At 64.0% G+C, this 23,140-nt stretch carries 14 protein-coding genes; 5 read left to right on the top strand and 9 right to left on the bottom strand.

Going from position 1 to position 23,140, the window contains the following annotated elements; translation table 11 throughout:
- Positions 1–30 precede the first annotated feature (30 nt).
- The 7 genes from V2B23_RS15755 to V2B23_RS15725 form a co-directional block, all read right to left on the bottom strand.
- Entirely contained in the window at positions 31–939 is a 909-nt protein-coding gene (locus V2B23_RS15755) for a hypothetical protein (RefSeq protein ID WP_430951215.1), read from the bottom strand.
- 231 nt (positions 940–1,170) lie between these two features.
- Positions 1,171–4,461, bottom strand: a complete 3,291-nt coding sequence (locus tag V2B23_RS15750; protein ID WP_430951214.1) for a (Fe-S)-binding protein — start codon at positions 4,459–4,461, stop codon at positions 1,171–1,173.
- Between the two features lie 418 nt (positions 4,462–4,879).
- A complete protein-coding gene (locus V2B23_RS15745) occupies positions 4,880–6,190 on the bottom strand; it encodes a S1 family peptidase (protein WP_430951213.1) in 1,311 nt (436 codons plus the stop codon).
- A 149-nt stretch (positions 6,191–6,339) separates the two neighbouring features.
- Complete coding sequence (locus tag V2B23_RS15740) at positions 6,340–7,689, bottom strand: S1 family peptidase (protein WP_430951212.1); 1,350 nt, start codon at positions 7,687–7,689, stop codon at positions 6,340–6,342.
- Between the two features lie 110 nt (positions 7,690–7,799).
- Complete coding sequence (locus V2B23_RS15735) at positions 7,800–8,903, bottom strand: hypothetical protein (RefSeq protein ID WP_430951211.1); 1,104 nt, start codon at positions 8,901–8,903, stop codon at positions 7,800–7,802.
- A gap of 106 nt (positions 8,904–9,009) precedes the next feature.
- Positions 9,010–11,427, bottom strand: coding sequence for a helix-turn-helix transcriptional regulator (locus V2B23_RS15730; protein ID WP_430951210.1), 2,418 nt, complete (start codon positions 11,425–11,427; stop codon positions 9,010–9,012).
- Between the two features lie 15 nt (positions 11,428–11,442).
- Positions 11,443–13,062, bottom strand: a complete 1,620-nt coding sequence (locus tag V2B23_RS15725; protein WP_430951209.1) for an Hsp70 family protein — start codon at positions 13,060–13,062, stop codon at positions 11,443–11,445.
- 306 nt (positions 13,063–13,368) lie between these two features.
- Here V2B23_RS15725 and V2B23_RS15720 point away from each other — a divergent pair, with 306 nt between their 5' ends.
- From V2B23_RS15720 to V2B23_RS15700, 5 genes are all read left to right on the top strand, one after another.
- Positions 13,369–15,606 carry an IniB N-terminal domain-containing protein gene (locus V2B23_RS15720; RefSeq protein WP_430951208.1) on the top strand — a complete coding sequence of 746 codons (2,238 nt, stop codon included), beginning with the start codon at positions 13,369–13,371 and terminating at the stop codon, positions 15,604–15,606.
- 106 nt (positions 15,607–15,712) lie between these two features.
- A complete protein-coding gene (locus V2B23_RS15715) occupies positions 15,713–17,587 on the top strand; it encodes a dynamin family protein (protein ID WP_430951207.1) in 1,875 nt (624 codons plus the stop codon).
- Positions 17,584–19,056, top strand: a complete 1,473-nt coding sequence (locus V2B23_RS15710; protein ID WP_430951206.1) for a dynamin family protein — start codon at positions 17,584–17,586, stop codon at positions 19,054–19,056. Before V2B23_RS15715 ends, V2B23_RS15710 begins: the two co-directional genes overlap by 4 nt.
- Positions 19,057–19,160: 104 nt before the next feature.
- Complete coding sequence (locus V2B23_RS15705; RefSeq protein WP_430951205.1) at positions 19,161–20,744, top strand: MFS transporter; 1,584 nt, start codon at positions 19,161–19,163, stop codon at positions 20,742–20,744.
- A 23-nt stretch (positions 20,745–20,767) separates the two neighbouring features.
- The gene (locus V2B23_RS15700; RefSeq protein ID WP_430951204.1) at positions 20,768–21,427 is read left to right on the top strand and encodes an FMN-dependent NADH-azoreductase; all 660 of its coding nucleotides are present in this window, start codon (positions 20,768–20,770) and stop codon (positions 21,425–21,427) included.
- Between the two features lie 13 nt (positions 21,428–21,440).
- On the opposite strand, the gene V2B23_RS15695 is transcribed toward V2B23_RS15700, so the two are convergent.
- On the bottom strand, positions 21,441–22,451 hold the full coding sequence (locus V2B23_RS15695) for a TIGR03617 family F420-dependent LLM class oxidoreductase (protein ID WP_430951203.1): 1,011 nt from the start codon (positions 22,449–22,451) through the stop codon (positions 21,441–21,443).
- Complete coding sequence (locus V2B23_RS15690) at positions 22,448–22,981, bottom strand: hypothetical protein (protein ID WP_430951202.1); 534 nt, start codon at positions 22,979–22,981, stop codon at positions 22,448–22,450. The genes V2B23_RS15695 and V2B23_RS15690 overlap by 4 nt, the downstream gene beginning before the upstream one ends.
- Positions 22,982–23,140: the final 159 nt, after the last annotated feature.

The raw sequence follows: 23,140 nt of genomic DNA, 5'->3' as shown, positions 1-23,140 counted from the left end.
CGCTGGGAGGGCCGGCTAGGGCTGTCTTGGCTATTGGGAGCGGCCGCGCTCGAACGCCGCACGGATCCGATCCGCGACCATCAACGGCGTCGACAAGTCCGCCCACGTCCACCGAACCACCTGCCAACCCGCATCCCGGAGACGGTCTTCGCGGACCTTCTCCGCCCAGAGCACGTCTCCCGGGGTGCGGCCGGCGGGAACGAAGCGGCGGTACTTGACTCGGCCGTCGAACTCCCCGTCAGTGCGGTGCTCCCGCCACAGGAAATCGACGCGAGCATCACCGATCTGAACTTGCAGTTCGGGTATCGGCAGGCGCTGCGAGGCAAAGAGCGCCAAACTCCGTGACTCGCCGACGCTTTCGATCCGACCGTCCATCGCGTCGATCGCATGCAATGCATGGCGGTGCGACGGATGACGAGGCACGCCGCCCAGGTTTGAGGTGATGTCGACCAGACTGAGCGATGTTCGGTGCAGCGCTGAGTTCCCCGCGACCAGGGCCGGTTCGAACGGCAGCGAGCGGGCAAGGTCGACTACCGTGCGCGCGAGCGTTGTCACCCGCAGACCGTGGACGGTCGTGACTTCGTCCGCGGTGAACAACGCAGAGTGCACCTGCCTGTGAGTGGACGTGCTGCCGCCAACTCGACGGCTTCGAGTCAGGTGAACCAGACGGAGCGGGGTGTTCCACAATTCCAGGCCATGCAGCACTGCTGCGGAGGTATGACTCACAACCGCGTCGGACGTGGCTGCCTTCGCTATCGCGTGAACCTGCAGACGATGACGCGCATGTGCGTCGAGTTCCGAGAACGGCTGCGTCGAGACGTAGGCACCGCGATGAATGCGGGTCCAGTCGCCGCTGACGCAGCTGCGACGGATCTCTGAGTCCGTGCCGCCGGTGGCGAGGTGCTCAGGTCTGCGGACAATGTGCGGTTGTTCCCCCATGCCGAACAATCCTGGTGCATCGGAGCGCGTCTGGGCCGACGGGTTTCCAGACTGTGGATAAGTCGCGGAGTGGGCATAGTTTGTGCGCAGTGAGCAATGTTTGTGTGCAGTGAGAAAGGGTTCCGGCGAGCTGGAAGGGGTGCTCGCTACGCAGAAACCCTGCTCACTTACCTGGCCCGGCAAACACGAACGCCCCCGCCGTCATGGCGGGGGCGTTCGATGACGCGACTACTACTTGCGGCCGGGAGCCTTTGCGCCTGCCTTGAATCCGAGCCCGCCCGGCTTTGCAGCCGGGGGAGCCTTGGGGGCCTGCGCAGCGGGAGCCTCGGCAGCTGGTGCTTCGGGTGCCGGTGCTTCAGGTGCAGCTGCCTCAGGTGCAGGTTCGGCAGCCGGAGCAGGTGCAGCAGCGGGCGCTGCCTTCTTTGCACCGGGAGCCTTTGCGCCCGTCTTGAATCCGAGCCCGCCGGCCTTGGCAACCGGCGGAGCCTTAGGAGCTGGAGCCTCAGCAGCGGGTGCTTCAGCAGCGGTTGCCTCGGCAGCAGGAGCCGCCGGGGTTTCCGCAGCGGGAGCCGGCGCTGCAGCAGCCGGTGCTGCCTTCTTTGCACCGGGAGCCTTTGCGCCCGACTTGAATCCGAGCCCGCCGGCCTTGGCAACCGGCGCAGCCTTGGGAGCTTCGGCAACCGGTGCTTCCGCGGCTGGTGCCTCGGCAACGGGAGCAGCAGCTTCGGGTGCAGCGGGTGCTTCGGCAGCCTTTGCGCCCGGAGCCTTTGCCCCACCCTTCATCTGCAGACCCTTGCCGGGAGCCTTGGCGCCGGACGCCAGGCCCAGACCCTTCGGCTTGGCGGGAGCAGCCGGAGCAGCAGCTTCGGGTGCAGCGGTTTCAGGAGCGGGTGCTGCTGCAGCCTTTGCACCTGGTGCCTTGGCAGCGCCCTTCATCTGCAGACCCTTGCCACCGGGAGCCTTTGCTCCGCCGGCCAGGCCGAGGCCCTTGGGCTTTGCCGCGGGTGCAGCTTCTGCTGCTGCGGCCTCGGGAGCTTCGGCAGCCGCCGGAGCAGCCTTCTTGGCGCCGGGAGCCTTTGCCCCGCCTGCCATTCCGAGTCCCTTGCCGGGTGCCTTTGCGCCGGGTGCCTTTGCGCCGGGCGCCTTGGCCAGACCCTTCATTGCCAGGCCCTTACCGGCGGCGGCGGGTGCGGCCGGGGCTGCTGCCTCGGCTGCGGGTGCGGCTGCGGCTGCTGGTGCGGCTTCTTCGACGACGGGTGCCGCGGCAACCGGTGCCTTCTCACGCGGGATCACCTTGATGTTCTCGGTGAGCTGGCTGGGTTCGAGGCGGGTGACGGAGTTGAGCATGAGCTGCGCGACGTCGACAACCTCGACGCCTTCGCCCTTGCCCTGTTCCTGGCGTGCGGTGACGCCGTCGTTGAGCATGACGCGGCAGAACGGGCAACCCGTTGCGATCTTCTTGGGGTTGGTGGACAGCGCTTCGTCGACGCGGTCGACGTTGATGCGCTTACCGATGTTCTCTTCCATCCACATGCGGGCGCCACCGGCACCACAGCACATGGAACGTTCGCCGTGACGCGGCATTTCGACGAGCTTGGCGCCGGATGCTTCCATGAGTTCACGGGGTGCGTCGTAGACCTTGTTGTGGCGGCCGAGGAAGCACGGGTCGTGGTAGGTGATGTCTTCGCTGACGGATGCGACGGGGATCAGCTTCTTCTGGCGCACCAGGCGGTTGAGCAGCTGGGTGTGGTGCACGACCTCGTAGTCGCCGCCCACCTCCGGGTACTCGTTGCCGAGCGCGTTGAAGCAGTGCGCACACGTGACGACGATCTTGCGCTTCTTCTGCTCGACACCCTCGAAGACGGAGTTGAGCATTTCGATGTTCTGCAGCGCGAGCTGCTGGAAGAGGAACTCGTTGCCGGCGCGGCGAGCGGAGTCGCCGGTGCAGGTTTCGTCGGCGCCGAGCACCATGAACTTCACGCCTGCAGTGGCGAGCAGTTCCGCGACGGCCTTCGTGGTCTTCTTTGCGCGGTCTTCGTAGGCGCCGGCGCAGCCGACCCAGAACAGGTACTCGTAGTCCTCGAACGTGTCGGCGTCCTTGCCGTACACGGGGATCTCGAAGTCCATCTCGTTGATCCAGTTGAGGCGGTCCTTGGAGTTCTGGCCCCAGGGGTTGCCCTTGTTCTCGAGGTTCTTGAACAGGCCGGCGAGCTCGGACGGGAACTCCGATTCGATCAGGACCTGGTAGCGGCGCATGTCGATGATGTGGTCGACGTGTTCGATGTCGACCGGGCACTGCTCGACGCAGGCGCCGCAGTTGGTGCAGCTCCACAGGGTCTCGAGGTCGATGACCGGTGCGAGTTCACCCTCGACCGTCTCGCCGACGAGTTTGCGCTCGGCTTCCTGGCGGGCGGCCTCGGGGATTGCGGCGAGGGCGGCTTCGTTGACGTTGCCGTCGGCGTCGACCAACCCGATTTCGTCGCCGCCCATGTCCTTGCGGCCACCGGCCAGCAGGTACGGGGCCTTGGCGTAGCCGTGGTCACGCAGCGACATGATGAGGAGCTTGGGGGAGAGCGGCTTTCCGGTGTTCCACGCGGGGCACTGGGACTGGCAGCGGCCACATTCGGTGCAGGTGGTGAAGTCCAGCCAGCCCTTCCAGGAGAAGTCTTCGATCTGGCCGGCGCCAAGGGTGTCGGTGTCGGGATCGACGTTGTCCATGGTGAGGGCTTTGCCCTTGGACATCATGGGCTTTGCCGCGCCGAGAGCAACGCCGCCGTCGTCTTCACGCTTGAAGTAGATGTTGAAGAACGCGGAGAAGCGGTGCCAGGCAACGCCCCACGTGATGTTGCGGCCGACGATGTAGAGCCAGATCATGCCGGACATCAGCTTGATGAACGCAAAGATGGCCACCATCATGGCGCTGGCCGGGAGCAGCTTGGCCAGGTTCATGGTGAAGAAGTCGGTCCACGGATTGGCGTGACCGTAGGTCGCGATCTTGCCGGCCTTCACGAAGATCATGCCGAGGCCCTCGATGAGGACAACGGTTTCGACGAAGTAGGCGGCCTTGAAATCCGAGCCACCGAAGCGGGACATGCGGATCGGCAGGCGCGGGTGGTTGAGCTGGCGGATGACGATCAGCGTCGTGATGCCGATGACGGTGCCAAGGCCCAGAATTTCGTCGACCAGGTGGTAGATGGCCCAGTTGCCGAAGATCGGCCAGTGGAACTCGGGGTTGAACGTCTGGCCGTAAGCCTCGAACCAGACGATGGCGCCGAGCAGGAAGCCGACCATGACGAGCCAGTGAGCCCAGCCGACGGTACGGAACTTCGCCATGCGCGTGTGCGCGATGAACTCGATGACCATCTGCTTGAAGCGGGGGAAGAACGGACGCCAGCGGTCTGGTGCTGATTGGCCGATTTGGACGACCTTCACCATCTTGAGCGCGCCACCGATGAAGGAATACCAACACACGAGGCTCAGCAGCACACCGATGGTGCCCAACGTGATCGTCAGGGCATTCATGTCGCGGCCTTTCATTTCAGGGCGACGCGTCGGCCACCTGGTAAGAGCCCACTGATACTAACCTGCCATATGTTACCCGCCAGTAGCTTGATGTGTCGACCATGTATACCGGCGAGTAACCATGCTTGGCCTGGCGAGATCAATTATTCCGCAACGACGGGCTGGGCCGCTGCGCAAACTTATCTACCGTCACGTTAGGTGGTGTGCATCTCGCCCCTGTTAATCAGGCAGCCCTAACCTGCCATCTGCGCTGTTTTGGCGGTACCGACCGACCCGTCCGGAGCGAACGTACCTTTCGGCGCATCCAAGGCGATGAAAGGTACGTTCGCACGGGTGGGGGTGGGAGAAAAACGGCGCATTCGCACAAAAAACTGTGGCCCACCTCGACAGGAGGTGGGCCACAGTAGGTGCGGTGCGATCAGTAGTCGCGGACCTTCAAGCCGGGGTTTTCGGCGAGGATGTCCTTGATGGGCGTTCCGTACTGAATCGGCTGAGGGCTACCGATGAGTGTTGCGGCCCGAGCGACCTCGCAGAACGAAGATGTTGCGACCGTCGACGCGCTGGTGATGCCCAGTGCCCGGGTGCCGGTCATGATCGGACCGCCGCTGTCGCCCTGAAGGACGCAGATGTCGGTGGTGAAGAGGTTGGACATCGGCTGCTCCGAGACCACTGCGGCACGATTGACGCTGGTGACAACGCCGCAGCTGTAGCCGGTGGTCGATCCGGCCTTGCAGACCGGTGCGCCGACAACAGGATCGGCAACCCCGTCGATGTTGACGGATCGGTTGAAGGGAACCCGGACACTGTTGTTGTCGAACCGGTACTTCGCCTGATCGTCGATGTTGATGATCGAGTAGTCCCGCGGCCCGAACACGCTCTTGGCGAAGTATCCCACTCGCGGTCCCGGCTGGTTGTTGACGAGCGGGAAGGCTTCAGAGGCGTACTGCGTACCTGCGGCGATGCGGTTGGGATCGCAGTGTCCGGCGCTGATGTTGACGGTGCGACCGGAGGCATCGGTTCCGTTGAACCCGAAGGAACATTTGAACCCGTTGAGGCCGGAGATTCCCCCGTACGCATCGCCGCCGAGTGCGGCGTCGCCGGTCAGGGAACCGGTGGCGGGGAGGAGGTCGACAACGATCGGCGGAACGGAGATCGGGACGGCGGCGTGGCGGACGGTTGTGTTCAGGAAGTCCGGCAGGGCCAGTCCGGCTGCGGGGTCTGCGGTCAACTCGACGCCGTTTCCGACAACGTCGATGGCAATTCCCCGAACCAGATCCGCGACGGCAGGTGGCTGCGACTCGAGCCAGGTGTTGAGTGCGGACACCTCGTTCTGCAAAGCCGATTCACTCTGTGCGACGTCCTTGACCTGGAAACCGGCTTTTTCGGCGGCCGAGCGAGCTGCGTCGTTGCCCTGCCCGGAGGCCAGTGCAACAACGGCCTGCCCGAGGTCGTCCAGCCAGACTCCGGCAAAACTGTCGGGGAACTGCACCCGCGCGATGTCTGCGAACTCGGCAAGTTTCTGCGCGAGTTCCGAACGCGTCAGGTACTGATCAGGCGTCAATGCCAGATCGTGCTGAAGTGCCTCGGCGAGTTCGATGGGCAGATGTGCGGCCTGGTCGGACACACCGGGCGTCGACGGTTCAGCACTCGCAACAGCGGCAATCGGTCCGAGGAGCAGCAGCATCGTCGATCCGAACACTGCGGCGCGACGTGCGGTGGAGCTTCGCATGTGGGCCTTTCCGCTTCATTGACCGCGTGCGGCCCCCCTGGGTGCACGCGGATACGGCCCGCCTTTCGGCGAGCCGTATCGCAGTCGCACACGACTATATGGGTTCTTCCCCACGAATCCCACCCGTTACAACGAGTGGGTTCCGGTGATCAGCCGATTGTGCGGACCTGGATTCCGGATCCGACGCCACCACCGGAGGCTGCGTCAGCGGCCTGCGTGATGTTGTCGACGGGGATTCCGATGTTCGTGGTCCCACCGGACATTGCGAGGACAAGATTCGCTTCGGTGCAGTTGGGGGCGCCGGTGCTGTTGGAACCGCTCGTGATTCCCAATGCCAGGGTTCCGGTGACGATGGCTCCGCCGCTGTCGCCTGCAAGGGTGCATGCCGTTCCGGCAAAGCCGCGAACGGTGCGCGATTCGCCGCCGGGCCGGACAAGCTGGATCTCGACCTGATCGGCTGCGACCACGCCACACGTGAATGAGCTGGCCTGACCGGACTTGCACATCGGTGCTCCGATGACGGGGCGTGCGGTGCCCGTGATCTCGAGTGTCGTGCCACCGGCGCCGCGCACCGATGCGCGGTCGAGTCCGGCGTCGACGCCCGCTTGGTTGAGCTTGATGACGGAGTAGTCGAGTTCTTCGCCGGCCTTGCCTACCGCGGACTGGGCGAAGTTGCCGACCTGGAGGCTGTCGTCGATGTTCTGCGGGTTGGGCAGATAGACGGGTGCAGCGGTTCCCTCGGCCTTATTGCAGTGTCCCGCACTGATATTGAGCGCATTGTCGTGACTGTCGACTGCATTGAATCCGAACGAGCAGACGGAGATGTCCTCGGTCGGTGTCTCGCGGATCGGACCCGGTGACGTGACATAGATGTCGCCGCCGAGTGCGCGAGCGTCGATCGCGCCGCCGCCATCCGGGCTGAGCCGAATTTTGGTGTTCTCGAGCATCGTAGGCAGGTTGAGTGCCTTGCCGACGGGGCTGTTGGCAACGTCGACGACAACCTGGTTGTTCAGTACGTCGATGGAGGTGGAGCTGACTGCCGTCGCGATATCGCCGGGCAGTTTCGCGATCCATCCGTTGACGTCGGCAAGGCTCTGTTCCAGACTGCCTGCGGAGACCGGTGCCACATGCGTGACGAATCCGTCGGCTGCGGCGACGCGTGCTGCATCGGCGCTGGTAACTGCCACAACCGGTTGACCGTCGAGGTTCATCCACGAGCCCGCGTAATCGCCGGGGCGCGAGGACCGGAAGCTTTCCGCGTACGCGCCCAACTCCTGGGCCTTGGCGGCGCGATCGAGGTATTCCTGGGGGGAAATCCTCAGATCTCGGCTGATCGCCTCGACCAGTTCGGCGGGTAGCTGATCCGCGGAGAGCTGTTCGACTGATGATTCGGATGTGGGTTCTGCCGGCTGCGCCAAAGCTGTGGCTGAGAACGATGTTGCGAGCAGAAGTGCCGAGGCGCCGACCAGAACGGTCCGGATCGCCGACGAGTTACGCATGAAATCCCTTCGAGTCTTTCGGCCGTAACGCCGGAAGGTACCGCCCCACCATAGGGGAAGGCTCCGATGTGGGGTCGGGCGCCTAGGTTGAGGGAACTCGATATGTGCAGCTAGGGGGTTATTTCTGGTGCCAGTTCGGGATCGGTGGGCTGCGGGTCGACCGGTTCGGGATCGACAGGCTGCGGGTCGACAGGTTCGGGATCGACCGGTTCCGGATCAGTTGTGCCAGGGTCGACGGGATCGGTCTGTTCGCCGCTAACGTCGTAGTCGTCCACGGCGGGGATCTCGGATGCGAGCGGTTCGACGCTCTCGTCTTCGGTCGGAACGTAGTCGAACTCGTCGACCAGAAAGACGTCCTGGGTGGGTGCCTGATAGCGCTGGGTCGGAGTGCGATTCTGTTGGACGGCGGCCACGGGCGCCGCAGTGGGGAATTGGATCGGAACCTCGCGAAGGGTCGCGGGATCGGTGGGCGTCGCCACTTCGGCATACGCCGGGACAGCGGCGTCACGAATTTCCGGAACCTGCGTTGTGGGGGCGCTACCGATGAACACCGCGAGCGCGCAGGCCGCGGCAGTAAGTAGACCGGCGACGGCGGCAGCGACGTAGACGGGCCGCCGACTCGGTGCGTCCTGTGTGGTTAGGGCGTCTTCCGGCTCCGGCACCTGCTCGATGTCGGGGACGGCAGTTACCGGCGCGCGGGGAACAGCCAGAATCGCGGCTCCCCGTGCCGAGCGTTCACCCGTGGTGATGTCGGAATCGGTGATGTCGGAATCGGTGATGTCGAAATAGAGGTCGCAGGCATCGATGGTCTCGGAGTGGGGTGCAAGTTCGATGTAGTCGAGATCCATGTTGTCGAGCGCGGTTCGCAGCGTGGCCACAGATCGAGCCGAGAAGTTGGGTGGGATGGCGGCGACGATGCGCAGAGGTTGATCGGTGAGGCTATGGACTTCCGCAACGAGGCAGTACAGCGCGGTTGCAACCAGTTCTTCACCGCGCGTCCGCTGGGAGGCAGCCGCTTCGTTGTCGGTAGTGACTCGGTCGAGGAACCGTCGTACGCCCGGTGAATGTGTGTCGGCCGTACCCAGTGCAATAGTTCCGTCCGGCGCGTGGTGCAGCACGGACTCGTGGTCGATGATCACCGGTTCGGCGTCGGGCACGGCGATCACCGCAGTGCAACGTGTGTTGCCGACATCAAGTCCGACTCCCCAGGTCACGGCGTCCCCCTTATATGGCTATCGAATCGCATCGCACAAAAAACATGCACTGGCTGTGGAAACTACCACCCGAAAGCTCGTTTGTGCCAGAAGGGTGAATGTTCAGTTAATTCCGGTTCTGGGTCGTGAGGCTGCGCAGGACTACCAGGAGTTCTGAACGGGACTGCGCTCCGACCTTCCGCTTGATGCGCGCGACATGATGTTCGACGGTTTTCGCGGAGATATAGAGGCGCTCACCGATTTCTCGGTAGGTGAGCCCGAGTACGACAAGTTCGGAGATCTGGTGTTCGCGCTCGGTCAAGGGGGAGTCGGGGAGTGCGTTGGCATCTTCTCTCGATGAACCAGGCTCAGGTGTGTTGATCCGAAAGGAGCGCGCGAGTTGAAGCAACGTTGTTGCGGACTTGGTGTCGGGTGCCCGAAGCGCGGCCTCGCCCGCAAGGCGCGCGGCGTCCCACGAGTGACCGATTCGATTCAGAGTTCTTGCAGCGGTCTCGATTTCGTCGCTGCTCACCGTTCCTTGAAGGACAAGCAGCCATTGGCGGCCGGCTTCGGCGAGACCTGCGGAATAGGAATGGATCTTGGCTGATTCCGCGAGCGCACGCGCATGTGGCAGCAGATCCGCCGGGGATTGTCCCAAAATCGCGGCCTGGACGCCGTACCAGTGAAACAGCGACGACCACAGCGGCGGATCGCCGAGTAGTCGCAGCAGATCCTGAGCCTCGTCGATGAGATGGTCGACGTGCTCGGTATCGCCGAGACGAACTGCGGCCAGCCACAATTCGCAGATCGGCAACAGATCGAGCAGATTGACGCTGCATTCGAAGAGGGTTCCCGACGCCCGAGACCACGTGCGACGCAGGTCCTCGAGGTCACCGAATCTCCGGGCGACGCCGACTTCCAACGCCAGGAGAAACAGTGTGTCGCGCTGGCCGAGGGAATCCGTGAGCGCTGATTCGGGGATGTCGGCGACGGGGTTTTCATTGCCGGCGAGCAGTGCTGCCCACGCGGCGAGAATATGATGACGGGCCCACAGATGGCTGGATGTGTCGTGCGCCGAGGTTGCTTTTGCAAGAACGTCTCGAGCCCGATCGTGTGCTCCGGTGTGCATGAGTGCAGTGGCGACGATGGCAGCAGGGGAGTCGGCCTGAAAGCGTGAAGCCCCAGGAGATCGAGGCAGTGTCAGCGCCCGGGACATCGTGTTGAGCGCGACCGGAGGTGGTCCCGTCACCGACTGCATGAGTCCACGGGCGAGCAGGCCGGTACCCGTGCTGCCCGGCGATGGTGCGCCGCTGGTTCCGGCGAGCAATGCCGCGGCGTCGTCGATGCGGCCGGACGCGACGAGGAGGATCGCCCCGAATGCCGATTCCGTGTCTGCTCTCGCGGGGCCGAGCCACGCGTAGAGTTCTGCACCGGAGGCGATCTGACCGCACACTGTGGATACCGCTGCTGAGATGCGCACTGCAACAGCTAGATCGGCGTTTCGAGCGTTCTGATTGCCCAGTATCGAATCTGTCAGGCTGACAGCGGTATCGAGGTCGCCGAGTGAGGCCGCGCACTCCGCGTGGTGCAGCATGGTTTCAGCAGAAGGGGATTCGATCACCGCAGCCCGCTGATACAGGTCCGCGGCCGCAGCGGAGGTGGCGCGCCGGGCGTGCTCGTAGAAGTGTTGTGCGATCCCCGGGTGACGTACTCCTGCATCAAAAAGTCGCACGGCGGTGTCGATATCGAGAACGCCCGCTTCGATGCGCCGGCCCAGTATTCGATCCAATGTCGCGCGCTCCGGGCCGAGTCCGAGAGGATGCGCCAGTGATTCGAGGATCGCAGGGGATTGCGCAGCAAACAGTCCCGTTCCCAGCGCGCGATCGAATGCGTCGCTCGGACTGCCGAGTTCCAGTTCGTCGGGCGCGAGATTGTGCACGATGCTCGAGATGTACAGAATCTCGCGTTGCCGGGCATCGAGCGTGCCCACGGTGCGGGCGAAGTACCCCCGAAGCGCATCGTCGACGGTCTGACGTTCGAGAACCGGCGACCGCAGGGCTGCGTCGATGGCTCCGAAATGTCCTCCCGACAAGGTCTCGAGATCGCTGGCCACATCCGGCGCGAGTGAATGACCGTACCGGTTCGCGAGTGCCTGAATATCCGAGCAGCGCAAGCGGTCCAGGTGCAGTACCGAACCTGACGCGGAGAAGTCGGCCGCAGTATCAGCAAGACGCGGATCGACAATATCCGTCGCCACGACGGCTGAGATGTTTGTGCGTCGTAGCGTTTCGAGGACCTTCGCAAGCTCGGCGGCGTCGAGGTCCGGCAAATTGTCGATCCAGAGAACGGTAGTGGGCCTACGGTCGTCTCTGGTGAAATCCGTTGTCACGACGACGGCTTCGCGGCTGATCAGACGTCGGTGTACAGCAGCGAGAAGTTGCGGCCGAGCACTTTCGCCGGAACCGGTGACAAACAACCTCAGCGGTTCGGCCTCCAGGTCGATAGTGCTCAGAAGGTCACGGATATATGGAGATTCACTGTTCACGACGCAGCGCCTCGACTATCCGACGGGAAAGCGTGGGATGGCCGTGGGCAGTGTCAGTTGGTCCGGGAATTGCGGCGCGACAACAACGGGAAGATCGGGAACCTCGAACGCCGGGACCTGTGGAATCTGAAATGGCGAACCGGAGTCGACGTTCTGCTGGGCGGTTGTGGGATCTGCGCCCGGCTGCGCGGCAGCAGGCGGATCTGTGGCCACTGGTGCGGCGGGCGAACCCGTTCCGGCAGCCCCCGTAGTCGCGACGCCGACAGATCGGGTGCCGGGGGTGGGCAACCCGGTGACGGCGACGGCTGCGCCCGTCGACGGCGCGGCGTCGGCCACCGGCTCGGAGCCGGATGGTGCTGTCGGGTTGGACGTTATTGCGGAAGTGGGGGATTCGCTACTCGGGTCGGCGGAACTCGAAGCGGGTTTGATCTTGTCCACGGCGGTACCGATTCCGAGCCCACCAGCCGCGAGGATCGCACACGCGCCGACGACAGCCGCGACGATGCCTACTCGGGACGAGCGCCGGGCAGCCGACGTGGCCTCGGGGTTCGAAGCAACAACGAGTGGCGTCGAGAAAGCCGGAACCGGAACAGGTTTCGGAAGCGTCTGTTCGACGGCAGTAGCCGTAGTCCCGATTGCGGTTGCGCGAGTTGCAGCTCCGGCCGCCGCGCAGGATCTCGGATCAGGTGCCGCGATCATCGGTACCCGAAGTTCGGAAGACAACAGTTCCGCGACCAGTGGAATGGACGAGCTACCGCCCGCGAGAACAACGTGACTGACGTCGTTCGACTCGACGCCGGCTGATCGAATCGCCTCGTGTACCAAGGCAACCGATCGTGTGATCGCGGGACGGAGTAGGTCTTCGAGTTCGGACCGGACAAGCCGCAGGTTGTGGGATCCGCCGGGAAGATCAACGTGGACAACTGTTTCGGTGTCGAACGACAGTATCTCCTTGGCTTCGCGCGCGTGGCCACGAAGCGCTGTCAACGCCTCGAGAGTTTCCGGCGTGGACATATCGATGTGATCGAATTCGGCGAGCAGATGCATGGTGACAAGATGATCGAACTCGTCTCCGCCGATATCGTCGGAGTGCAGGGACTTGCCGACGATCGTGGTTGTTCCACTAGTGGTAGACAGCAACGTGATGTCGAGCGATCGGGCACCGAGATCGAAGACAGCGGTGAGCCCATCCGAATCTGGGTGACCGGAATTGCGCAACCAGTCCACCACGGCGATCGGCTCCGCGACCAGCGTTGCATTTACCGGGGTGGCGTCGTGAATCATCTTGGTAGACAAGGCGTCTTCCAAAGCCGATACGGCATGGCGGCTCCACCAGGCGGGATGGGCGATGACAACGTGGCTCGGCTGGTCGTGATCGGCGACAGCGTCGCGCATCAGCGTCGTAATCGCTACCGCAGTGAGGTCCTCGCCGCGATGTGGGGTTCCGTCGGCGGAGTACAGCGGAACCGGGTCGCCCACGCGTTCCACTAAATCGGTGAAGACGCTGCTCGGGTCCAGTTGAACGACACTGTCGCTCCGCACGGTACGTCGGGAGCTTGCGGGAGCGTCGTCGAGTTTGTCGACGACGGCCACCAGAGTTGTCGAGCCGATACCGATGCCGAGCCCTGCCTCCATGAAAGTGAACTCCTCGGTAGTGGATTGTCGAACGCCCGTCGCAGTTGTCTGCAATGTCGGGATGTAGGACGGGTTTGTTACGCCCGCGAGGCTCCTCGACGCGAAGTAGGGGAGCGATCCCCTATCGGGGGCAAATCCCCTAACGCCGATACCGGGGGATTCTCTGCGCGGTCTGGAGCAGGAGTGGGGGCGTTCCCCGTTGGGGTCGGCGCTCGATCGACTTAGCGTTAACGGCAGTCGATTCGCATGCAGCGAAGCATCATCCGCTCGAACCGCGATACTCACCAAGATTCAGGAGAACCCATCATGGCTACCAATGCCGTACTCGAATTCATTCTCGGTCTGTTGCGTGACGACGAGGCCGCCGCTCAGTACTGCGCAAATCCCGTCGCAGCACTCAACGCAGCCGGCCTGTGCGAAGTGAGTCCTGCCGACATCGTTGCTGTTGCACCTCTTGTCGCCGAGTCCGGACTTTTTGCCGGAGCGGGCGCCGACCTGTCCGCGATCGTCAACGCCGGAACCCAGGCAGCCGGAGCAATCGGCGGCACCCTGGGCGGCGGATTGGGCGCAGGCCTCGGATTGGGAGGCAGCGTCGGACTCGGTGCGGGAGCCGGATTGGGTCTCGGCGGCGCGCTCGGTGGTGAGTTCGGTGGTGGCATAGACGTCGCCGGTGATTTTGCCGCGGCACTGAGCGCTGCCCTCGCAATCGGTGGTGACATCAGTGCGCAGCTCGGAGCCGCTTTTGGTGGCGTCATCGAAGCTGGTCTAGGGCTTGGCTCGGCTGTTGACCTGGAGGGCGTTCTCGATATCGGAGCACAGCTCAGTGCGGCTCTGAGCGGGGCGCTCGGCGTTGGTGGCTCTCTCACCGCTGAGTTGGGTGCGGCCCTGGATGCTGCGATTGCCGCTGCGGGTGGGCTGGACTTGGCGGCCGGGCTTTCCGGGGCCTTGGCGCCGGTGTTCGCGGTCGGTGGGGATATCGGCGCGGGCCTCGGTCTTGCGCTCGGCGGGGTGCTCGACGGTGCCGCTAGCCTCGACGGACTCCTCGCTCTCGGCGGTGGCTTGGGTGCCGGCCTGTCCGGCGCACTGGAATCGGCGTTGGCACTCGGTGGTGGCATCGACGTCGCCGGAGATCTTGCTGGCGCTCTGGGCGCGGCTCTCGGATTCGGTGGTGACATCAGTGCGCAGCTCGGAGCCGCTTTTGGCGGAGTCCTCGAAGCTGGCCTGGGTCTCGGTTCCGTGGTTGATCTGGGAGGAGCCCTCGACGTGGGAGCTCAGCTCAGCGCGGCACTGAGTGGGGCACTGGATGTGGGCGGTTCTCTGACGACCGAGTTGGGTGCGGCCCTGGATGCTGCGATTGCCGCGGCCGGTGGGCTGGACCTGGCGGCCGGGCTTTCCGGAGCGTTGGCGCCGGTGTTCGCGGTCGGTGGAGATATCGGCGCAGACCTCGGACTGGCACTCGGCGGAGTGCTCGACGGCGCAGGGAGCCTCGACGGGCTCCTCGCTCTCGGCGGTGGGTTGGGCGCAGACCTGTCGGGCGCACTGGAATCGGCGTTGGCACTGGGCGGCGGGATCGATCTCGGCGGCGATCTGAGCGCCGCGTTGTCCACTGCCCTCGCGGCCGGTGGATCGATCGGCACCGACCTCGGAGCGTCCCTCGGCGGCACTCTGGGGGCCTTGACGGACGTCAGCGCATTGACCGGGCTGGCCGGCGATCTGGATCTCGGCGCCGTGCTCAGCGGAGCGCTGACAAGCGCACTGGGAGTGGGCGGCAGTCTCGACACCGGGGTGGAAGCTGCATTGGCAGGCGCTCTGGATTCAGCTCTGGCTCTCGGCGGCGGACTCGACCTCGACGCCGTGCTCGGCGGGAGCGCGGATCTCGGAACCGAGCTTTCCACGGTGTTGTCCGGCGCTCTGGGCGGCGGAGGATCGGTCGGAGCAGACCTCGGTGGTGCACTCGGCGGCGTGTTGAACGGATCCACAGGCTCGGTAATCGGCGGCGACGCCGTCGCAGGGCTAGGTGCGTCGTTGGATGCAGCACTGAACGCCGGCGGCTTCGACACCGGTTCGATCGGCGCAACCCTGCCCAGCCTCGATCTGGGGGCAGTGAACCTCGGTTCCGTCAGCGCGGATCTGCCGGAACTCGATCTCGGCGGCTTCTCCGCCGAAGGGCTGGACATCGGCGGAGTCAGCGCCGGACTGAACTCGACGGTTGGCGCTGTGCTCGACGCAGGTGCGGGTCTCGACGCGACAGCCGGTCTCGACGCGGTCACTGATGCGGCGACGCAGATCGGTGGATCGCTTCAGGGTGGTCTCGATAGTTCGCTCGGTGGTTCGTTCGACGGTGGTCTTGGCGGTTCGTTCGACGGTGGCCTGGGTGGCTCGACAAACCCCTGGTCGTCGATCGACGCCAGCGACGCATTCGGAAACGGATCAAGCGGTTCGCTGGCCGCTGACTCCTCGGAGTCGTTGTTCGCACCGGACTCGGTTGCCGACGTTGTCGAGCATGTCGATCCGCTGGCAGTGCTCGACAACCTGCACCCCTGAGACAGCGGGTACGAAAACGGACTGATGTAACAATTCCGGCCCTGCGTGCGCTAAGCGTGCAGGGCCGGAATTGCCGAATCGGAAGAACTGCGAGTCGACGGAACACATGGAAACTGCAGCGGATCAGGTCAGCAGTCGCAAGGCACGCGTCGCGTCGGCGGCGGCGTCGTTGCTCGATCGAACAGCGGTACTTGCGCGAGATATCGATCGATCCGATCTGGTCGCACGCGCCGAGAGCGCGCAGGTGCGCGTCACCGATCCCCGGATTCGCATCGTTGTTGTAGGCCCGCTCAATCAGGGCAAAAGCCAGTTCGTGAATTCGCTGCTCGGTTGCGACGTGTGTTCCGTCGGTGACGACGAGACAACGGCCGTGGCGACGGTAGTTCAGTACGGGGAAACCGCTGGCGCAGAGCTGGTTCTGGCCGAACCTGGTAGTGAACCTCGGAGAGTTCCGCTTCCGCTCGACGAGTTGCTCGGCATTACGCCGACAACACCGCGGGCCGACGGACGGGAAGTCCTCCGCATCGACGTCTCCGTTCCGAGCCCGCTGTTGGCCGACGGGCTGGTCTTCATCGACACCCCAGGCGTCGGAGGTCACGGAAACCCACATGCTGCTGGAACTTTGGGATTGATTACGTCCGCTGATGCGGTGCTGGTGCTCTCGGATTCCAGTGCGGAGTTCACCGAGCCTGAAGTTGCGTTCATCCGGCAGGTCCTCAATCTGTGCCCCGTTGTTGCCGGTCTTGTCAGCAAGACGGATCTGTACCCACACTGGCGTCGGATTGTCGACGCAAATCATGGTCACCTGCAACGCGCCGGCCTCGAGCTTCCGCTGATTCCGATATCTTCGGTCCTGCGATCGCATGCGCTGCGCTTGGACGACCGCGAACTCGATGCGGAATCCGGATTTCCCGACCTCTATCAGTTCTTGCGGGACAAGGTTGTTGCCCGTGCCGAGGCAAATACGCGGCGTGCGGTGGTGATGGACGTGCAGTCCATTGCCGCCCACTTGTCGCTGGAAATGGGCAGTGAGCTTGCGGCGCTGCGTGATCCGTCGACGGCGCAGGCAGCAGTGGCCGGGTTGCATCGGGCCAGGGAAGTGGCAGAAGAACTGCACAAGAAGACCTCCCGCTGGCAGCAGAGCCTCGGCGACGGAATCGCCGATCTCGCGGCAGATATCGATCACGACCTGCGTGACCGTCTGCGCCGCGTCACCCGAGCGGCCGAGGAAACCGTCGACGAGTGTGACCCGGGTAAGGATTGGGACGCCGTCGGGGCCTGGCTCGAGCAAGAGATCGCCACAGCCATCGGCGACAACTTCGTCTGGGCGCACGATCGCGCGCAGTGGTTGGCGGAGGTAGTGGCCGAACACTTCGCCGAAACCGGCGACGTGGCACTGCCGCAGATCGACCTTGCCGACACCGATGCCTTCCTCGAACCTGTTGCCGCGCTGTCAGATCTCGAATCCGGCCGGATCGGAATCACGCAGAAAGTTCTGGTGGGTATGCGCGGTTCGTACGGCGGCGTCCTGATGTTCGGACTGATCACCACGATGATGGGTATGGCGTTGGTGAATCCGATCTCGATCGGTGCCGGAGTTCTGTTGGGCACCAAGGCTTATCGTGAAGACAAGCAAACTCAAGTGCTGAAGCGTCGGGCCGATGCAAAATCGGCGATCAGGCGGTACGCGGACGACGTGAGTTTCCAGGTGGGCAAGGAATCGAAGGACCGGCTCCGCCTGGTGCAGCGGCTCCTGCGTGATCATTTCACCGATATTGCCGAGCAGGCTTTGCGCTCGATCAACGAATCGTTGCGGGCGACGCAGGAGGCGGCAAAATTGGAATCGAGTGAACGAGCAGGCCGCATCGCGCAGCTCGAGGCGAATCTGCGTGCGGCAGAGGAATTGACCACGCGTGCCGGATCATTGGTGGGCGAGCGAGTGCAAGCGGGCAGGTCTCGGAAGGCTGAGGTCGGAGCATGAACGTCACAGGCACGGAGTCGGCGCGCGGGTTGATCGAACAGGCACGAGGATTTTACGTCGACAACCCGGACCTGTGCGCTCAACTGGACGAATGTGCCGCGCGGTTGGACGAGCCTCTGCGCGTAGCTCTGGCAGGTTCGCTCAAGGCCGGCAAGTCGACACTTCTCAATTCTCTTGTCGGGCAGGATATTGCACCGACAGATGCAACCGAATGCACACGAGTTGTCACCTGGTATCGAAACGGCACGACGCCCAAGGTGAGCGCGACGGACTCCAGCGGCACCGAGTTCCACATACCGGTGGCACGCAACAGTGGCCGGCTGACGTTCGATCTGGGCGAGCGCACATCCGAGATCGTCGATCGAATCGACGTGGAGTGGCCGTCGTCGGCGCTGGCGCGCATGACGATCATCGATACCCCAGGAACCTCGTCGCTGTCCACCGACGTATCAGCCCGGACGTGGAAAGCCCTTGTTCCCGACGACGGGGTGCCGGGCGCAGATGCCGTCGTGTACTTGCTGCGGGCGCTGAATGCGACTGACCTGCAGTTCTTGACGAAGGTTGCCGAACATGTCGGTGGTGAATCAGGTCCGCTCGGTGTGATCGGGGTGCTCTCGCGCGCAGACGAAGTGGGTGCGGGCCGAATGGACGCGATGGCGTCGGCCGACGATGTGGCGGGACGGTTTGCCGAGGAACTCGGCCGCTCGGGCCTGTGCCAGTCGGTGGTGCCGGTTGCCGGCCTGTTGGCCCTGGCTGCCCGAACTTTGCGGCAGAGCGAGTTTGCCGCGTTCGCGGCGCTTGCCGAGGTACCTGCAGCCGATCTGAGCTCGGCGATGCTCTCGGCAGATCGTTTTGGCCGCGAGGACAGTTCGCTGCCGGTGGATGCGGCGATGCGGGCTCAGCTGGTGGAACGGTTCGGGCTGTTCGGGATTCGGCTCGCGGTGACGTCGGTCAAGTTGGGCGTCGGCGATTCGCCCACGCTGGCAGCGGAATTGCTCCGACGCAGTGGATTGGACGAGTTGCGCCGGGTGATCGATGTTCAGTTCGGCCAGCGCGCCGACCAACTCAAATCCCATACAGCGCTGGTAACACTGAGCCGCCTGCTCGAACGCAACCCGCGCGAGAACACCGCACCCATCGCAGCTGCGGCGGCGCGACTCCTCGCCGACGTGCACGGTTTTCGTGAACTACGACTGCTCGGGCGACTCGGATCGGTTCACACCGATCTGTCGCCGGAAGATCTTGCTGCGTTGCAGCGATTGATCGGCGGCCACGGAATCAGAACGCACGAGCGCTTGGGGGCGGCAGAAGGGGAGAGCCTGGATGCTCAGCGCGCCCAGGCCGCGGACGCAGCAGCGCGGTGGCGCGCATTGTCGTCGCACCCACTGTTCGATCAGTTCACGGCGAGAGCGTGTCAGGTTGCCGCGCGCAGTGCAGAAGGGGTGCTCGCGGAAATCGTGGCCGAATAGGGATGCCATTAGTCCTGCGCGAGCGAGCTGACGGATCTATGTTGAGTTCGGAATGATCCGGACAAAACGCCCGGTTCGGATTCGGCCTCGTTGGGAGCAGCCCTATGTCGAACGACATCACGTCGAAGTCTCCGGATCGTGCCACGTACGTCCTCGGCACGCTCATTCTGGTTGCGGCGGTGGCAAACCTCAATCTGTCGGTGGCCAATGTCGCCCTGCCTGACATCGGTAAAGCGTTCGACGCGAGTCAGACGCAACTCAATCTGATAGCCGTCGGGTATTCACTGGGATTGGCGGGCACGGTTCTGTATCTCGGTGCGGTCGGTGACCGCTACGGACGCAAGATGCTCCTGGTGACGGGTATGGCGTTGTCGATTCCGGCGTCACTCGTCGCAGGGTTTGCGAGCGGCTTCGAAGTGTTGTTCGCGGCCCGCATCGTCGGTGGTATCTCGGCGGGCTTGGCGTTTCCGACGACGCTCGCGATCATCACAGCGCTGTGGGCGGGGCCGGCGCGGACAAAGGCGATTGCGATGTGGTCTGCGATCGGTGGCGCGATTTCCGCTCTCGGTCCGATCGTGTCCGGGGCGTTGCTCGAGAAGTTCGATTGGGGCTCGGTCTTTTTCGTAACGCTGCCGTTGGCTCTCCTGGCCTTGGTGTGCGCCGTGATTCTGGTTCCCGCTCATGTCAACGAGACCACCGATCCGGTTGATCATCTCGGCGGAATCGTGTCCGTTGTCTTCATCGGGGCGCTGGTGCTGTCCATCAACTTCGCACCCGTCAAGGGTTCCGGAACGATGGCGTTGGTCCTGGGTGCGATCGCACTGGTCGCGGGTATCGGGTTTTTCCTGCAACAACGACGCGCGGTCAATCCACTGTTCGACCTTCACGTAGCCGCTCGCCCCACCTTCTGGGTGGCGGCCGTCGGCGGCTTGGTCGTGTTCGGATCGCTCATGGGTGCAATGTTCATCGGCCAGCAGTTCCTGCAGAACGTGCTCGATTACTCGACGCTGGCAGCGGGTGCGGCCATCATTCCGGCCGCTCTCGCGATGGTGATCGTTGCGCCGCAGTCGGCCACGATGATCGAAAGGTACGGTGCCCGAGTCACTCTGCTTTCCGGTTACCTGTTTGTGGTTCTCGGATTGCTCGTCGCGCTGACCATGTGGAACGAAAGCACACAATACTGGCAGGTCGCGCTGGCCTACGCGTTTGTCGGCATCGGCGTCGGCCTGGCCGGCACTCCAGCCTCTCGTTCCCTCACCGGATCCGTGCCCGTGCACCGCGCGGGTATGGCGTCGGGTACCTCGGATCTGCAACGCGATCTGGGCGGCGCCATCATGCAGTCGATTCTCGGTGGAATTCTCACGGCCGGTTACGCAAAATCGTTGGGGAATGCGATCTCGTCATCACCGGATGCATCCCAGGTGACCCCGGAAACTCAGGCGGCGCTCACCAAATCGTTCTCCAGCGCCGAAGTTCTGGCGCAGCGGTACCCGCAATACGCGGATCAAATCATGACCGCCGCCAAAAGTGCCTTCCTGGATGGGGATACCAAGGCCTACATCGCGGCCATCATCATCGTGTGCGTCGGCGGCGTGGTGGTGACGTTCTTCTACCCGCACCGCGAGCGCGAGCGTGCACTGCTGGCGCAGTACGCGGCGGAATCCGATCTCGCAGAGGAGAAGAGTTGAGCGTGCTCTGGTACAGATGAAGGATGCCACAGCTACTGCACATCGATTCGTCAGCCGACCTCCACGCGTCGACGTCCCGTGAACTCACCGCGTTGTTCGCTCAGACGTGGGCGCAGATCAGCCCTGCACACGAGGTAGTCGGATTGGATCTGCACCGGGATCCGCTGCCACACCTCTCCGACGCGGCCCTGCACTACGCACCCCGCCTGCGCGTGGCTGGAGAGCAGCCGGATGCCGACGCAGAAGCACTGCAGGCTCGCATCATCGAGCAACTCGCTGCTGCGGACGTCGTCGTGATCGGTGCGCCGATGTACAACTGGTCGATCCCGTCCACGTTGAAGGCGTGGATCGACTACGTGCATGTCCTGGGAACGACTGTGCCGTTCGATACGCCGCCTGCTGGAACTTCTGCGCAGCCCATGGCAGGTAAGCCGGTGGTGATCGTGTCCAGTCGCGGAAACACCTATGCGCCGGGTTCCGGGAACGAAGGCGACGACCACACCGTGCCGCCACTGGTGCAGGTGCTGGGTGTTTCGATGGGGATGAACGTCAGCGTTATCACCGCGGAACTGACTTTGGCGCAGCGCATTCCACCGATGGCGCCGCTGATCGAGCAGGGCAGGATAAGCCACGCCGCTGCCCGTGATTCGTTGATCGAGCTTGCCCGCACGCTGGGGGCGTGATCAGGCGGCTTGATCAGGGCTGGGCGAGCGCCGAGATCATCGACGCCACGTCTGCGGGGTCGGCGTCGTAACCGGGGAAATAGCAACATACTTCGGTGGCATGACCACCGAATCGTTGCCGGATTTCGGTAGCGCATTCTTCCGGCGTGCCGACGACGGCAAGAGTTGTCAGCATGGGATCGGTGATGAGCGAAGCCATTTCGGCGTACCCGCCTCGTTTGGACAGCGCGTTGAGCTGGGGCTGTACGTCGCCCCACCCTTCGACGTCGAGCACCGGCCGGTAGGCGGGGGTCGAGCCGTAGAAGGAGAGCAGGCTGCGGACTCCGCGGGCAGCTGCTTCCAGTTGCTCGCCGCCGCGTCCGACGCCCACGATCACTTGCGGAATGATCGTGAATTCGTCTCGGGGGCGGCCGGATTCACGGAGGCCGGCGTCGACGGCCGGCAGGGTCCGCTCGAGGAAGTGGCGCTCGGAGTGGAACGGCATGACCAGCAGACCGTCGGCCACGGCCGCAGCAGTTCGCGTCATGATCGGTCCGAGTGCGCCCATCAGAATGGGTGGGCGGCCGAACGGGTTGGGGCCGGGGTTGAAGGTCGGCGGCATCAGGGTATGCGTGAAGAATTCGCCGCGGAAGTTCAACGGGGTTCCGTGTTCCCACGCGTCGAAGATGGCGGTGATCGCGCTGACGGTTTCCCGCATGCGCGCCGCCGGACGCGACCACGTTGCGCTGTAGCGCTTCTCGATGTGCGGTTTGATCTGCGAACCGAGGCCTAGGCGGAACCGTCCCCGGCTGAGAAGTTGGAGGTCGTTCGCGGAATGCGCCAGGTGCATCGGGCTGCGGGGGAGCGCAATGGCGACGTTGGTCATGAGGTCCAACTCCACCGACGACGCGGCTTCCACGAGAGGGAAGAAGACGTCGTGCGGGCCTTCGAACGTGAAGAGCCCACCGGCGCCCGTCTGGGCAAGTTCGCGACTGCGGGCGGCCCCGTTGCCGGGGGCGGAGTCGAGCTGAATGTGAACTTTCATCGGCGCACCGCCGCGATCGCCGCTACCGCTACGAGCGCGCAGTACAGCAGTGGCCCCCAGCCGAGTACAGCGCTCACGTCGTCGGCGCCCGAGACCAAGGACCGGAATCCCAGGCCGGCGGCGATTCCGAGCACGCCCACCACCGCGCCCACAATCCACGCGGAAGGTTTCCGGGCAGACAAGAGTTGCACAGTCAGCAGAGTGAGCAGCAGGAGCAGGACAGCAGCGGCGCCACTGCCGATCAGGACGACGGTGACCGCGTCGGAGATGTCGGAGGCCGAGTAATCGGGATTGTCCAGCGCGATCGACGCCTCTAGTGCGCTTCGGATGTCGGTCAGGTTCACGACCATGATCGCGGCTATTGCCAGGAGTACAACGACGGACCCCGCCCAGACCGCCATCGAGACTTTCGGCGCCGGGTGGTGCGATTGCTGGTGCTGAGATTGCTGGTGCAGGGGACGGATCGACACTGCAGGCCTCGCGGGACTGGGTCGCGTACCGGCGCTGGGAGAATTGTCGGGATCCGTCACGGGCCGATCGTAACCAGTTCTAGTGATCCGAAGCACATTTCGGAAATTTCTCGGAGGCTGGGAACAAATTTACCGGTGTTGTAGTTGACCATTTCGACAAGCTTGAGCGCCCTCGGCTCAACTTCAAGTTGACTCTCAGCCTCGGTTGAGGGCAAACTT

Origin of the sequence: Rhodococcus sp. 24CO, from assembly GCF_050586165.1 — a bacterium.
Taxonomy (GTDB): Bacteria; Actinomycetota; Actinomycetes; order Mycobacteriales; family Mycobacteriaceae; genus Rhodococcus_F.
Note: the sequence above shows the minus strand (reverse complement) of the source record. Positions and strands in the feature narration are given on the sequence as shown.

Coding starts and splice junctions, on each gene's coding strand:
- V2B23_RS15750 (WP_430951214.1), bottom strand. CDS start 4,461: ATGAATGCCCTGACGATCACGTTGGGCACCATCGGTGTGCTGCTGAGC.
- V2B23_RS15695 (WP_430951203.1), bottom strand. CDS start 22,451: ATGAAAGTTCACATTCAGCTCGACTCCGCCCCCGGCAACGGGGCCGCC.
- V2B23_RS15715 (WP_430951207.1), top strand. CDS start 15,713: ATGGAAACTGCAGCGGATCAGGTCAGCAGTCGCAAGGCACGCGTCGCG.
- V2B23_RS15710 (WP_430951206.1), top strand. CDS start 17,584: ATGAACGTCACAGGCACGGAGTCGGCGCGCGGGTTGATCGAACAGGCA.
- V2B23_RS15725 (WP_430951209.1), bottom strand. CDS start 13,062: ATGGAGGCAGGGCTCGGCATCGGTATCGGCTCGACAACTCTGGTGGCC.
- V2B23_RS15705 (WP_430951205.1), top strand. CDS start 19,161: ATGTCGAACGACATCACGTCGAAGTCTCCGGATCGTGCCACGTACGTC.
- V2B23_RS15755 (WP_430951215.1), bottom strand. CDS start 939: ATGGGGGAACAACCGCACATTGTCCGCAGACCTGAGCACCTCGCCACC.
- V2B23_RS15720 (WP_430951208.1), top strand. CDS start 13,369: ATGGCTACCAATGCCGTACTCGAATTCATTCTCGGTCTGTTGCGTGAC.
- V2B23_RS15745 (WP_430951213.1), bottom strand. CDS start 6,190: ATGCGAAGCTCCACCGCACGTCGCGCCGCAGTGTTCGGATCGACGATG.
- V2B23_RS15700 (WP_430951204.1), top strand. CDS start 20,768: ATGCCACAGCTACTGCACATCGATTCGTCAGCCGACCTCCACGCGTCG.
- V2B23_RS15740 (WP_430951212.1), bottom strand. CDS start 7,689: ATGCGTAACTCGTCGGCGATCCGGACCGTTCTGGTCGGCGCCTCGGCA.